The 13,181-nt window shown below is 66.8% G+C and carries 9 protein-coding genes and 1 pseudogene; 7 read left to right on the top strand and 3 right to left on the bottom strand.

Annotated features, from left to right (window positions below; translation table 11 throughout):
- Positions 1-47 precede the first annotated feature (47 nt).
- Entirely contained in the window at positions 48-1,910 is a 1,863-nt protein-coding gene (locus tag H5411_RS11350) for a selenium-binding family protein (protein WP_244194613.1), read from the bottom strand.
- 894 nt (positions 1,911-2,804) lie between these two features.
- On the opposite strand from H5411_RS11350, the gene H5411_RS11345 reads away from it, so the two are divergent.
- The 6 genes from H5411_RS11345 (at position 2,805) to H5411_RS11320 (ending at position 8,609) form a co-directional block, all read left to right on the top strand.
- Positions 2,805-3,383, top strand: a complete 579-nt coding sequence (locus tag H5411_RS11345) for a hypothetical protein (RefSeq protein WP_244194614.1) — start codon at positions 2,805-2,807, stop codon at positions 3,381-3,383.
- Positions 3,384-4,910 (top strand): hypothetical protein, encoded by a 1,527-nt coding sequence (locus H5411_RS11340; RefSeq protein ID WP_101436023.1) that lies wholly within the window; start codon positions 3,384-3,386, stop codon positions 4,908-4,910.
- 120 nt (positions 4,911-5,030) lie between these two features.
- On the top strand, positions 5,031-5,612 hold the full coding sequence (locus H5411_RS11335; protein WP_101440826.1) for a YbaB/EbfC family nucleoid-associated protein: 582 nt from the start codon (positions 5,031-5,033) through the stop codon (positions 5,610-5,612).
- Positions 5,609-5,929, top strand: coding sequence for a hypothetical protein (locus H5411_RS11330; protein ID WP_101436024.1), 321 nt, complete (start codon positions 5,609-5,611; stop codon positions 5,927-5,929). The genes H5411_RS11335 and H5411_RS11330 overlap by 4 nt, the downstream gene beginning before the upstream one ends.
- A gap of 13 nt (positions 5,930-5,942) precedes the next feature.
- Complete coding sequence (locus H5411_RS11325) at positions 5,943-7,097, top strand: hypothetical protein (protein WP_101436025.1); 1,155 nt, start codon at positions 5,943-5,945, stop codon at positions 7,095-7,097.
- 9 nt (positions 7,098-7,106) lie between these two features.
- Positions 7,107-8,609 (top strand): hypothetical protein, encoded by a 1,503-nt coding sequence (locus tag H5411_RS11320; protein WP_101436026.1) that lies wholly within the window; start codon positions 7,107-7,109, stop codon positions 8,607-8,609.
- Positions 8,610-8,613: 4 nt separating this feature from the next.
- On the opposite strand, the pseudogene H5411_RS49275 reads toward H5411_RS11320, so the two are convergent.
- A pseudogene (locus tag H5411_RS49275) lies at positions 8,614-8,673 on the bottom strand (zinc-ribbon domain-containing protein); the annotation flags it as partial.
- Positions 8,674-8,771: 98 nt separating this feature from the next.
- On the opposite strand from H5411_RS49275, the gene H5411_RS11315 reads away from it, so the two are divergent.
- The gene (locus tag H5411_RS11315) at positions 8,772-9,116 is read left to right on the top strand and encodes a hypothetical protein (RefSeq protein ID WP_183123722.1); all 345 of its coding nucleotides are present in this window, start codon (positions 8,772-8,774) and stop codon (positions 9,114-9,116) included.
- Between the two features lie 61 nt (positions 9,117-9,177).
- Here H5411_RS11315 and H5411_RS11310 read toward each other — a convergent pair whose 3' ends face one another.
- Positions 9,178-13,089: a DNA-directed RNA polymerase subunit beta' gene (locus H5411_RS11310; protein WP_101436027.1), complete on the bottom strand. Its 3,912-nt coding sequence runs from the start codon at positions 13,087-13,089 to the stop codon at positions 9,178-9,180.
- Between the last annotated feature and the right edge of the window lie 92 nt (positions 13,090-13,181).

The following is a 13,181-nucleotide window of genomic DNA, read 5'->3' as shown; positions in this document are numbered from 1 at the left end:
GGAGAAGAGCCCGGCGCGCGGACGGACGCCCGCGCGCCGGGAAGGAGTTACTTCACGTTCTGGTCGGCGACCACGAACAGCTCGGAGTGCGGCTTGGCGTTGCCGAAGTCCCCGTGCGGCCACGACTTCCGGTTGAAGTTGATGCCGACCTGGCCGGTGAACTCGTCGCGGAAGTTCTGGTCGACCGCGACCTTCCCGTCCGGGGACAGGTTCAGCAGGTTGACCTTGTGGTCACCGTCCAAACCGGACCGGGCGACGAAGTAGTTCGACACCGCGATGTGCTGCGGCTGCGTGGTTTCGTGGTAGAAACCGTCCGGGCCGAGCGCGAAGTTGTCGTACGCGCCCCAGTGCGGGCCCGCCCCGGGCACGCCCGGGTTGATCGGCGCGGAGCCGACGACCGTCGGCAGGTCTCCCCCGCCGCCCTGCTGCGCCTTCTCCAAGGTGTCGACGCGGCCCTTGATGTCCTCGACCTTGTCGCCGGCCGCGACCAGCTTCTGGATGTCGAGCACGTACACGCCGCCGGTGGTGCCGGGGTCGTCCGGGCCGAGCGCGCCCTTCTGCCTGCCCTGCACCGCGTGGTACAGGAACCGGTCGTCCGGACTGGTCTGCAGCCAGCCGCCGTTGGAGCTGGCGCCGTTGGAGTCGTTCTGCGAGTAGATCGGCTTGCCCGCGGTGCCGTCGTCGAACACCTCGATCCAGTGCGGATCCTTCGCGGTGATGTCCGGCGTGTAGAAGATCGCGCCGCCCTGCATCGTCTCGGCGAACGCGCCCTTGTGGCCGGGCAGGTTCGTCACCGTGGTCTCCATGACCGCGCGGCTTTCCGAATGCAGCGGGTCCGCCGGGTTCGCCCGCGGGCCGTCCTGCAGGTAGGACACCGCCTTCAGCTTGGGGTGGTTGCGGTCGGAGATGTCCCAGGTGCGGATCGTCGGACGCCGCAGGTACGGCGACGGCTGCTTCACCGGGTCGAGAATGATGTTCCGCGGTTCGGCGTAGTCACTGGTGACGAGGGTGTTGAGGTCCTCGCGCGCCTGGACGCCGTGCGGGTTCGCGCAGGACGGTTTGCCCAGCTGCGGCAGGTTGTCGCACAGCTTCGCGTTGTCGCCCTGCGGGGTCGCCGCCGGATTCTGCGACAGCACCTGCGCGTTCTTGTCGAAGTGCACGACCTCGCCCGGACTCCCGGCGAAGCCGTTTCCGATCTGCGTGGAACCGTCCTGGTACGCGTACGGACCGGGCACGACCGGACCGCCCATGTACGTGCCGTACGCGGTTCCGTCCTTCAGCACCCAGTACGCGTCGGGCACGGAACCGCCGAGCGTCTGCGTCGGCAGGCTGATGCCCTTGAGTTTCAACTGGGGCAACGCACTGACGTCGAACGCGTACGTCGCCGCGGCGAACAACGCACCGGCGTAGATCGTGTCGCCCTTGTGCCACACGTATTGCATGTGGTGCGGCTCGTTCTCGACGAGCGGCCCGACGGTCGCGGTGTTCACCACCTTGCCGTACGTCGGCGAGCCCTGTGTCGCGTCGATCACCGCGAGAAAATCGGGGCCGGGCAAGGCATTTTTGGCCTTTCCGAGGCCGCCGCCGAGCGAACCCGGCAGGTTTTTGACGTCCTTCACCGCGGTGTCGGCGATGTTCTCGTCGCCGGCCCAGACCAGCAGCCACTTCTTCGGCGTGCCGTCGGCGGAACGCGCTTGCGCGGCGAGGTCTTTGCTGACGAGGTGGTTCTGCACCCAGTACTGCTTGCCGTCGGACGCGGTTTTGGCGTCGGTGACCACTTGGACGTCGGCGTAGGCGCTGGTGCTGGACCCGGTGTAGGTCACCGCGCCGATCGCGAGCGCCACCGCGCCGGCGACGGTCAGCGCTTTCCGCCATCGGGGCGGGGCGCCCGAGGAGGAGCTGAATCGCATTGTGTCTCCCTGTTTGTGTTCCCGTGAAGCGCCCGGGAAGGCACTTCTTTCCCCGTTCCGCGGGCAGCACGAAACCCGCGCGAAACCCGCGCCGAACAGAGAAAGCGTTCATCCCCTCGGGTACGAGAAACCCGTTGCGGGGCAAGAGAAATCAGCCAGCCGGATACGGCCGGGAGAAAAGGTCAGGAATCCCTACACAGCGCACTGGCCTGCTGGCGCAGATCCACGTGCAGACGCCACACCAGGGCAACCGGAAAGGACATGCGCGAAATACTCTGGCGAACCGCACGCACTGTCAATGCGGTGATCAATCGTGGGAACATCGACCGAAGGGGTGAATATCCCACGAACTGGGCCGACTTGCCTGGCCCGCCCGGCGCACCGGGCAAAAGCGGCGGCGCTGACCTGCGATGCTCCGTTCGGCCCACCGTATGTTCGCCGCTTCGGCGTCGCGGGCGGGGCTGTTCGCCCGATATGTTCGTTACCTTTTCGTGACCAAATCTCGGGAACTCTCGGTCCTTCGCCGCCGACCGAGCCGCGACCCGAAGGCGCGAATCGGGACGAAACGTGCATAATCCGCTACGGGGACGAGGGAGGGGAAGACGTGGGACAGGACAGCGTCGCGGACCGGGTCGAAGGAAAAGTCAACGGCTACGACGACAGCCTGGTCCAGAACGCGTCCGACCTGGCGAAGAAGCGCCAATCGTCGGCAAGGGCTACAGCACGATCTCCGGTGCCGTCGACAAGTTCAGCTCGGCCAAGGACGCCGGGGACATCGCGGTGGCGAGCGGCCAGCTGGTGCAGGACGGCACCGGCTTCGTCGCGGGCGCGGCCGTCGACGTGGCGTGCTTCGCGCTCGACCCGGTCGGCTAGCTGGTCAGCAACGGCCTGAACATGCTGATCGAACTCGTCCAGCCGCTGCAGGACGCCCTGCACTTCGTCACCGGCGACGGCCCTGGCCTCAAACGCGCGTCCGAGAACTTCACCGAGATCGGCAAAGGCTTCGTCACGCTGGCCGACCAGTTCGTCACGGACGGCGACGAAGCGCTCAAGGATTGGCAAGGCGAAGGCGGCGACGCCGCGAAGAAGGCACTCGCCCAGTTCTCCCCGGGCATCAAGGGCATCGGCACCGCGGCGGGTGCGGTCGCGGACACGCTTCAGATGTGGCCGATGGTGATGACCACGTCGATCGCCAAGGTCGCGAGCGTGGTCGCCAAGGTCACCAAGACCAGGGCCGCGCTGTTCGGCGACGCGGCCAAGGAAGCCGCCGAGAGCCTGCCCAAGAAGCTGTATGAGGAAACGGTCAAGGAGGTCACCGGATCCAGCCCCGGCGACCTGTCCAAAGGCCCGGGCAGCCAGGGCAAAGCAGCCTACAAGATGGGCAGCAAAATCGTCGACTACGCCAAGAACCCGTCGGTCGGCGACGGCAAAACCGCCGAAGAAACCCGCGACAACCTCGACATGGGCGAATAAATGGCAGAACCGCTTCCCTGGTACATCGTTCTCGGCTACCTGACCGCGTTCGTCCTGCTCTGGATCGCGGGCCGGACCGAGGGCGGCGGCACAGTCACCTCGGCGATCAGCAACATCGCCTGCGGCCTCGTTTTCCTCGGCACGACGCTGACCTGGTTCACCGTCAGCATGGAGGTCCGCGCGCCGCTGGCGGTCTGGATCGCGCTGCCGGTGGTGTTCGTCGCCTTCGTGCTCTGGCAGTCCTGGCGGCAACGAGATTCGCTCCGCCGCCTCGGCGTCACGAACGAGGTGACCTTCGGGGTGCTGCCGAAGCGAGGTCGCACCGTCCCGTTCGACCAGCGGGACAGCCTGTCGCTGCGGCGAGTCCTCGAACTCGAGCACCAGGGCCACCGGCTGCTCGGCGTCGAATACCCGCTCACCGAGCCGGATTCGGCCACCAGCCGGGTCACCGACCGCGTCGGCGGCATCTACTCCATGATCGAACTGCGGATCCCCGCCAGCCCGACGCTGCTGATCACACCGAAGGTCGGAGCGTTCGAACCGGACTACACCACCCCGTTCGAGGACGCCCGGATCACCCGCATTCAGGTCGGCACCCCGAAACCGTCGTTGAAGCCGTCCGTGCAACCGCGGGAGGTCCTGGCCGGGGAGCCGCACAAGGTCGCGGTGGACCCGGAATTCGACCGGCGCTTCGAGGTCACCACCGAGGATCCCGAGTTCGCCGCCAAAGTGCTCACCCCGGAAGTCCGTGAGCTGATCCTGAGCGACCTGTGGTTCCGGGTCCACGAGGTCGTGTTCGACCAGGACGCGCTCTGGACCGCGGAAGCCGACGGGCTGAACGAAGACCGGCTGCTCGGCAACGCGCGCCACCTCGCGATCTTCGCCGCGGCTGTGACGCCGAACCTCTGGCCCGGCACCGAGTTCGCCCGGGTGACCGCCCGCGCCGAAACTGGCTACGACCTCTGGTTCGACGAGAGTCGGGGTTTCGTGCGGAACCGGGTGAACCGGTACCGCGAAGCGATGGACCGGCAACCGCTCTCGCCCACGACGGTGCTCACGCGCTCCCTGCTCGCCGCGGCCATGGTGATGCTCGGCCTGCTGCCGATCGCCAACGGCATCGCCGCGGCCGCCGGTCTGGCCAGCGAAGTCCAGCTCACCGTCCTCGATTCCACCGCGGGCGATGCCGGCCGCTCCTGCGGACCCAACCGCACCCAGATCTGCGACAGCCAGTCCCCCGCGGTCCGCGGCACCTACGAGGACAGCGGCCAGACCCACGAGGTCGTCACCACCTGGCGTGTCGGCCAGCTGCCCGAGCGCGGCGACGTGGTCCCGGTGCGGATCGGCCCGATCTGGTGGAACACGGTGTTCCAGAACAGCGACGCCGTCGCGTCGACCATCCTCGTCGCGTTGCTCCCGGTCGCGTTGGGGCTGCTTTTCTTCAAGATGATCTTCCGCCCGAAGGCTCCCCGCCGGGTGCGCATCCTGCGCCAGCTCCAAGAGTCCCGTCAGGCCGAGTCTCGGCCTTAGCGAGCCGGATCGCTGACTTGCGGTGATCATCCGCCCCGGATTTCTCACTCCTTAAGCGCGAAGCAGACAGAAGCGGCATAATCCCGCGCATCAGCGAGGTGCAGGGAAGGTGTGACCGCCGTGTCCGAAGAGATGGACCGACTCGTCGCGGAGTTCGAGAAGTTCCAGACGAAGCTCAAGCAGGCCGAAGCGCAGTTCGCGAAGGTCGGCGACATGCAGGAGGAACTGAACGCGCTCGAAGCGCAGGCTATGTCGCCAGACCGGTCGGTCACCGTGGTCGCGGGCCCGAGCGGTTCGGTCAAGGACCTCCGGCTCTCCCCGGACGCGCTCCGCCAGCAGCCGGACCAGCTGGCGTCCACGATCCTGGCGACGCTGCACCAGGCGGTGGCCGAGTCCGCGCGCAAGCAGGCCGGGATCGTCGACGAGCACGTGGGCACGGCCTTCGGGCTGAACGTGTCCGAGCAGGTCCTCGAAGCACAGGCGGCTGGTCTGGGAACCACCGTGGAGGAATTGGAGTCCAACCTCCCGGAGGCGCAGCCGCGACAAGCAGGACCGGTACAGGACGACGAGGACTTCGCCAACAATGACCTGCTTCGCGACGACCGCCGGGCGCCTCAGGCACCTCCGCCGGCGCCGCCCTCGGCGTCGGCGGGCGATCAGTTCCTAAAGAACTTGTTCAACGACGAGGAGGACCACCGGTGACCCACAGCGTCGTAACGACCGCGATCACGAAGTACTCGACCGGGCTCGACCACTACAAGAGCGAAGCGGGCAAGTTCGGGAATCTCGTGGGCCAGGCTGACGTGGGCGACAAGTCGTGGGGCCTGATCGGGTTGGTCGCCAAGCAGACCTACACCAGCAAACTCGACGAGCTGAAGCAGCTGCTCGACGCGATGAAGAACGGCCTCGAAGGGCTGCAGGGCAAGCTCGACAAAGCCGCGGAGATCTACGACGGACATGAGAAGGACACCGTCATGACCTTCGGCAAGTTCAACGCCAAGATCGACGGACCGCTCTGAGCAGGGGAAACTCATGGGACAGGACAGCGTCGCCGACGGCGTAAAGATCAAGCACGAAGACGGTTTCGGGCACAACGTCCAAGAGACGATCAAGAAGACGCCGTTCGTAGGCAAGGGCTACAGCACGGTCTCGGGTGCCATCGAGAACTTCGGCGATGCCAAGGATGTCGGGGATGTCGCCGCCGCCAGCGGGCAGCTGCTCCAGGACGGCGCGGGTTTCGTCGCCGGCGCGGCGGCGGACGCGGTGAGTTTCGCGCTCGACCCGGTCGGCTGGCTGGTCAGCAACGGCCTCAACATGCTGATCGAATTGATCCAGCCTCTTCAGGACGCCCTGCACTTCGTCACCGGCGACGGTCCTGCCCTCAAGGAAGCCTCGGGCAACTTCGTCGAGATCGGCAAGGGCTTCGTCGCTCTGGCTGACGACTTCGTCAAGAAGGGCGACGAATCGCTCAAGGACTGGCAGGGCGAAGGCGGCGAGGCCGCGAAGAAGGCGCTGGCCCAGTTCTCCGAAGGCATCAAGGGCATCGGCTCCAGTGCCGGTGCGGTCGCCGAGACCTTGCAGATGTGGTCGATGGTGATGACCGTCATCGAAGAGGTCATCAAGGCCATCATCTCCGAACTGGTCAGCTGGCTGATCTACCTGTGGCTGCCCGCGCTCGCCGCCTCCGTCGTCAGCCTCGGCTCGTCGGTCGCCGCGGCGATGTCGGCGTCGGTGGCCAAGGTCGCCAGCGTGATCGGCAAGGTCACCAAGCATCTCGGCAAGCTCGGAAAGCTGCTCGACAAATTCATCGCGTTCCTCGGCAAGTGGACCGACGACATGATCAAGCAGGGTTCGAAGCTGACCTCGGGCGGCACGATGATCAAGCCGGGCGAGCAGAAGGCGATCGACGGCATCCTCGGCAAGTCCGAAAGCATCGGCACCAGGCTGAAGGCGACCGGCGAGGAAGCTCTCAACACGCTCAAGAACGTGCCGGGCGAGGCGTTCAAGCAGACGTTCGGGGTCAACCCGGCCGATATGAAGAAGGGCTCCGCCTACGTGGGGAAGGGCCTGTACGACATCGCGGACAAGACGATCAGCAATTCCCGCGACCTTCACAAGTCGGGCCAAGCCACGGACAAGGCAGGCCCCCATTCCGAGGACGAGACCCGCGAAAACCTCGACATGTAAGGTCGCCGCGTGACGGACGAGATGATTGTCCCTGGCTATTTATTCGGCGGCTACGCGCTGTCCTTCGTGCTGCTCTGGATCGCCGCCTGGGCCGAGCGTCGCAGCTCGGTTCTGGCGGCGATCTTCCATCTTCTGTGCGGGATCACGGTTTCCCTCACGACGCTGTACTGGTTCTTCGCCAGCATGTCCGTGCCGCAGTGGGCTTGGTACGGCGTGCCGCTGGTCGTCGCCGCACTGCTCACCTGGCGCGGCTGGCGTCAGCAGCACTGGGTCAAGCGCGTCGACTCCAGCGGCGAAGCCAGCTTCGGTTTCCTTCCCCGGCACGGGCTCGCCGTTCCGCGTGACCATCCCGACCCCTGGCCGAGCCGGGCCACGGTCGAGTTCACTCACCACGGGCACCGGCTGCTCGGCATCGAGTATTCGACCGAATCTCCTTACCGGGACGAGAACTTCCGCCGGAAGTCGAAGCTCGCCGAAGCGCTCGGTTCCATCTGCTCGGTCGTGGAGCTGCGCATCCCGAAGGCACCCGCGCTGACCATCTCGCCGAAGCTCAAAGCCTTCGCCCCGGAGCACTTCACTCCGCTGGAAGACATGCGGATCACCCGCAATCAGTTCAGCTGGCTGCGTCCGGACACCACCCTGCACGAATTCGAGACCGATCCCGAATTCGACCGCCGGTTTTCCGTCTACACCTCGGATCCGGATTTCGCCCGGGAAATGCTGACCGGCGAGGTCCGCGAACTGCTCCTGAACGACCGGTTTTTCCGCGTGCACCAGGTCGCCTTCCGCGAGGACGCGCTCTGGACCACCGACACCGGCGGACTCACCGAAGACCGGATGTTCGACAACTCCCGCAAGCTCGCGGTGCTTGCCGCCGCGGTTCCGTCGCGCGTCTGGGAGAAGTGGGCGAACGACCGGCACTTCCGCTCCATCTCCACCAGTGCGGACACCCGCTACGACGCGTGGATCGGCCAGCGCGGCGGCTTCCTCCGCACTCCGCTGAACCGCAGGCGCGATGCCCGCGACCGGCAGCCAGTCACCTCGATTTCGCTGACCGCACGCACGCTCATCGCACTAGCCCTGCTCGCCATCGGCGTGGGACCGGCAGTCAACTCGATCGCGGTGCTGACCAGGCTCGCCCCGCAGGTGCAGGCGACGGTCACCCGGGTCAGCGAAGGCGGCACCCGGCATTGCGTGACCACATCCGGCGGCTTGTCGTGCACTGCGGACCGGGCCGAGATCGACGCGACCTACGAGCAAGACGGCGGCATCCGCGAAATCACCGCCGACTGGTCCCGTTCCGAGCTTCCCGCTCGCGGCACCGTCGTGGAGGTCGCGGTCGGCCCGCTCTGGGGACACCCGGCTTACCAGCTCGGCTCGATGTACTCGGCCCTCGATGTCCTGGGCGCACTGATCTGGGTCCTTCCCGGGCTCCTCCTGATCAAACGCACTTACTTCCCCAGCGTTCCCCGCCGGACGAGAAAGAAGCGCGAAGCCCTCGCCCGGACCTGACCAGTCAGAGCCGATGCCCGCAATCCGAGCAGAACACCGCACCCGCCCTGGCTTCCTTGCCGCATTATCCACAATGGACAGTCGGCGGCAGTGCACTCCCGCATCCGGTGCAGAACTTCCCGCCGGCCGCCTTCAGCCCACAGCCCGGGCAGGCCTGATCTGGTGCGGATCTTCGGGCGGACGAAGGACCTCACGAACCATCAGCACAAGATTTTCGGCGCGGAAGCGCGAAGCTCGCCTTCGGGTGGCCGCTGGGAACAGTTCCCGTTGCCGGAAAACGAGCTCACCGGCTACACCAGCGACCCCGAGTTCGCTGCCCGGGCGGTCAGCCCGGACACCGTGGACTGGCTGAGCCGCAACCGCGACCAGCTGACGAACATCATCGGACTCGACCGCGGCTGGTGCTATGCCGTGTACCGGGACCAGCTCGGCCCCGAAACCCTCCTGACCCGCATCGACCTGATCGCCGAATTCCTGGACCGGATCGGCGTCCCCTCCGCAGCCTGAAGCCCGAGAAAGCGAAACGCCCCCGGCCGAAGCCGGGGGCGTTTCGTTCAAGCGGAGCGGATCAGCGGAAGTCGCGACCGAAGTCGTAGTCGTCCAGCGGAACCGCGGCACCGGTGCCCGAACCGAACACGTCCGGGGTGTAGTAGCCGTCGTCGTAGGACGGGATCGCGTACGCCGCGACCCGCGCCTCTTCGGTCGGCTGCACCTGGATGTTCCGGTACTTGTTGATGCCCGTACCGGCCGGGATGAGCTTACCGATGATGACGTTCTCCTTGAGGCCCACGAGCTTGTCGCTGCGGCCGTTGATGGCCGCGTCGGTCAGGACTCGCGTGGTCTCCTGGAACGAGGCCGCCGACAGCCACGAGTCCGTGGTCAGCGACGCCTTCGTGATGCCCATCAGCACCGGACGGCCCGAAGCCGGCTCGCCGCCCTCGGCGACCGCGGCCCGGTTCGTCGCCTCGAACTTCGTCCGCTCGGGCAGCTCGCCCGGCAGGAAGTCCGTGGCACCGGAGTCGATGATCGTCACGCGGCGCAGCATCTGCCGCACGATGACCTCGATGTGCTTGTCGTGGATCGACACACCCTGCGCCCGGTACACCTTCTGGACCTCGTCCGTGAGGTGCATCTGCGCTTCGCGCGGGCCCATGACGCGCAGGACCTCGTGCGGGTCCGGCGTGCCCTCGAGCAGCTGCTGTCCGACGTGGACGTGGTCGCCGTCGCCCAGCGGGCCGTTCGGGGTGTTCGCGAGCCGCTGCCGCTTGGACAGCTTGTCGAAGACGATCTCCTCCGACCCGTCGTCCGGGATCAGGGTGATCTTCCAGAACCGCTCGCTCTCCTCGATCCGCACGCGGCCGTCGACGTCCGCGATCGGAGCCTTGCCCTTCGGCACGCGAGCCTCGAAAAGCTCGGTGACACGGGGCAGACCGGTCGTGATGTCGTCACCGGCGACACCACCCTGGTGGAACGTACGCATCGTCAGCTGCGTACCCGGCTCACCGATCGACTGGGCGGCGACGATGCCGACCGCCTCGCCGACGTCGACGAGCTGGCCCGTCGCCATCGAACGGCCGTAGCAGGTCGCGCACACCCCGACCGCCGACTCGCAGGTCAGCACCGAGCGGACCTTGACCTTCGAGATGCCGCTGGAGAGCAGCTTCTCGATGGCCGGGTCGCCGATGTCGTCGCCCGCGTTCAGCACGACGTTGCCCTTGGGGTCCACCGCGTCCGTCGCGAGGTTCCGCGCGTACACGGAGGTCTCGACGTGCTGGTCGCGCACGATCTTGCCGTCGCCGAGGTCCTCGCCGATCGGCATCATGATGCCGCGCGTGGTGCCGCAGTCGACCTCGCGGACGATGACGTCCTGCGAAACGTCCACCAGACGACGGGTCAGGTAACCCGAGTCCGCGGTACGGAGCGCCGTGTCCGCCAGACCCTTCCGGGCGCCGTGCGTCGCGATGAAGTACTCCGCCACCGACAGGCCTTCACGGAAGTTCGCCTTGATCGGACGCGGGATGTACTCGCCCTTCGGGTTCGACACCAGACCGCGCATACCGGCCAGCGAACGGACCTGCGTCATGTTGCCGGCGGCGCCCGACTTCACGATCATGGCGATCGGGTTGTCGTCCGGCAGCGCCGTCTCCATGATCTTGTGGACCTCTTCGGTCGCCTGCGTCCACACCTTGACGAGCTCGTTGTTGCGCTCGGCGTGGGACAGCTGACCGCGCTGGTACCGCTTCTCGACCTGGTCGGCCTTGCCCTCGTACTCGTCGAGAATGGCCTTCTTGCCGACCGGGGTCAGCACGTCCGAGATCGCGACCGTGACGCCCGAGCGGGTCGCCCAGTAGAAACCGGCGTCCTTGAGCTTGTCCAGCGTCTGCGCGACCTGCGTCATCGAGTACCGCTCGGCGAGGTCGTTCACGATGGCCGCCTGCCGCTTCTTCGGCATCGGCTCGTTGATGAACGGGTAGTCCGCCGGCAGCAGGTCGTTGAACAGGACGCGGCCCAGGGTCGTCTCGGCCAGCCACGGCTTGCCCGGCTCCCAGCCCTTTTCCGCGAGCGCCGCCTCGTCGGCCTTCGCCGGCTGACGGTCGGTGATGCGGATCTTGACCGGGGCGTGCAGGCTCAGCGCCTTGCGGTCGAACGCCATGATCGCCTCGGCGGGCGAGGAGTACGCGTTGCCCGCGCCCTCGGCGTTCTCGTTCAGCCGGGTCAGGTGGAACAGGCCGGTGACCATGTCCAGACGCGGCATGGCGAGCGGACGGCCCGACGCCGGCGACAGGATGTTGTTCGCCGACAGCATCAGGATCCGGGCCTCGGCCTGCGCCTCGGCCGACAGCGGCAGGTGCACCGCCATCTGGTCGCCGTCGAAGTCCGCGTTGAACGCTTCGCAGACCAGCGGGTGCAGCTGGATCGCCTTGCCCTCGACCAGCTGCGGTTCGAAGGCCTGGATGCCCAGCCGGTGCAGGGTCGGCGCGCGGTTCAGCATCACCGGGTGGCCGGTGATGACCTCTTCGAGCACGTCCCACACCTGCGGCCGCGAACGCTCCACCATCCGCTTGGCGGACTTGATGTTCTGCGCGTGGTTCAGGTCGACCAGCCGCTTCATGACGAACGGCTTGAACAGCTCGAGCGCCATGTCCTTCGGCAGACCGCACTGGTGCAGCTTCAGCTGCGGACCGACGATGATGACCGAACGACCCGAGTAGTCGACGCGCTTGCCCAGCAGGTTCTGGCGGAACCGGCCCTGCTTGCCCTTCAGCAGGTCGGACAGCGACTTCAGCGGCCGGTTGCCCGGACCGGTGACCGGACGCCCGCGGCGGCCGTTGTCGAACAGCGCGTCGACGGCCTCCTGCAGCATCCGCTTCTCGTTGTTGACGATGATCTCGGGCGCGCCGAGGTCGATCAGCCGCTTGAGCCGGTTGTTCCGGTTGATCACGCGGCGGTACAGGTCGTTCAGGTCCGACGTGGCGAAGCGGCCACCGTCGAGCTGCACCATCGGACGCAGGTCCGGCGGGATGACCGGGACGGCGTCGAGCACCATGCCGCGCGGGTCGTTGCCGGTCGCCTGGAACGCGGCGACGACCTTGAGCCGCTTCAGCGCGCGGAGCTTCTTCTGCCCCTTGCCGTTGCGGATGGTGTCGCGCAGGCTGTCGGCCTCCGCGGCGACGTCGAACTCGGTCGCCAGCTTCTGGATCGCCTCCGCGCCCATGCCGCCGGTGAAGTACTCGCCGTACCGGTCGACCAGCTCGCGGTAGAGCAGCTCGTCGGCGATCAGCTGACGCGGCTCGAGCTTCGTGAAGGTCGTCCAGACCTCCTCGAGACGGTCCAGCTCGCGACCGGCGCGGTCGCGGATCTGGCGCATCTCGCGCTCGCCGCCCTCCTTGACCTTGCGGCGCACGTCGGACTTCGCGCCCTCCGCCTCCAGCTCGGCCAGGTCGGCTTCCAGCTTCTGCGCGCGGGCCTCGATGTCGGCGTCGCGCTTCGTCTCGAGGTTCTTGCGCTCGACGCCGATCTCGTTCTCGAGGGTCGGCAGGTCGTTGTGCCGCAGCTCGGTGTTCACGCCGGTGATCACGTAGGCCGCGAAGTAGATGATCTTCTCGAGGTCCTTGGGCGCCAGGTCCAGCAGGTAGCCAAGGCGCGACGGAACGCCCTTGAAGTACCAGATGTGGGTGACCGGCGCGGCCAGCTCGATGTGGCCCATCCGCTCACGGCGCACCTTGGCGCGAGTGACCTCGACGCCGCAGCGCTCGCAGATGATGCCCTTGAACCGGACGCGCTTGTACTTGCCGCAGTAGCACTCCCAGTCCCGGGTCGGACCGAAGATCTTCTCGCAGAAGAGCCCGTCCTTCTCCGGCTTGAGGGTCCGGTAGTTGATGGTCTCCGGCTTCTTGACCTCGCCGAAGGACCACTGACGGATGTCGTCGGCAGTAGCAAGACCGATCCGGAGTTCGTCGAAGAAGTTGACGTCCAACACGTCTTTTCTTCCCTCTTTCCTTGAGGATTAAAGCCTTTGTGGTCCCGGGATCAACCGCACCTCAGGGGTACCGTGACGGCAGCCGGCCACGG

This window comes from Amycolatopsis echigonensis, from assembly GCF_014174495.1.
In the GTDB taxonomy this organism is placed as follows: domain Bacteria; phylum Actinomycetota; class Actinomycetes; order Mycobacteriales; family Pseudonocardiaceae; genus Amycolatopsis; species Amycolatopsis echigonensis.
Note: the sequence above shows the minus strand (reverse complement) of the source record. Positions and strands in the feature narration are given on the sequence as shown.

Bases quoted from the DNA above. Each gene is read 5' to 3' on its own strand.
- H5411_RS11350 (WP_244194613.1), bottom strand. From the start codon at position 1,910: ATGCGATTCAGCTCCTCCTCGGGCGCCCCGCCCCGATGGCGGAAAGCG.
- H5411_RS11345 (WP_244194614.1), top strand. From the start codon at position 2,805: ATGCTGATCGAACTCGTCCAGCCGCTGCAGGACGCCCTGCACTTCGTC.
- H5411_RS11340 (WP_101436023.1), top strand. From the start codon at position 3,384: ATGGCAGAACCGCTTCCCTGGTACATCGTTCTCGGCTACCTGACCGCG.
- H5411_RS11325 (WP_101436025.1), top strand. From the start codon at position 5,943: ATGGGACAGGACAGCGTCGCCGACGGCGTAAAGATCAAGCACGAAGAC.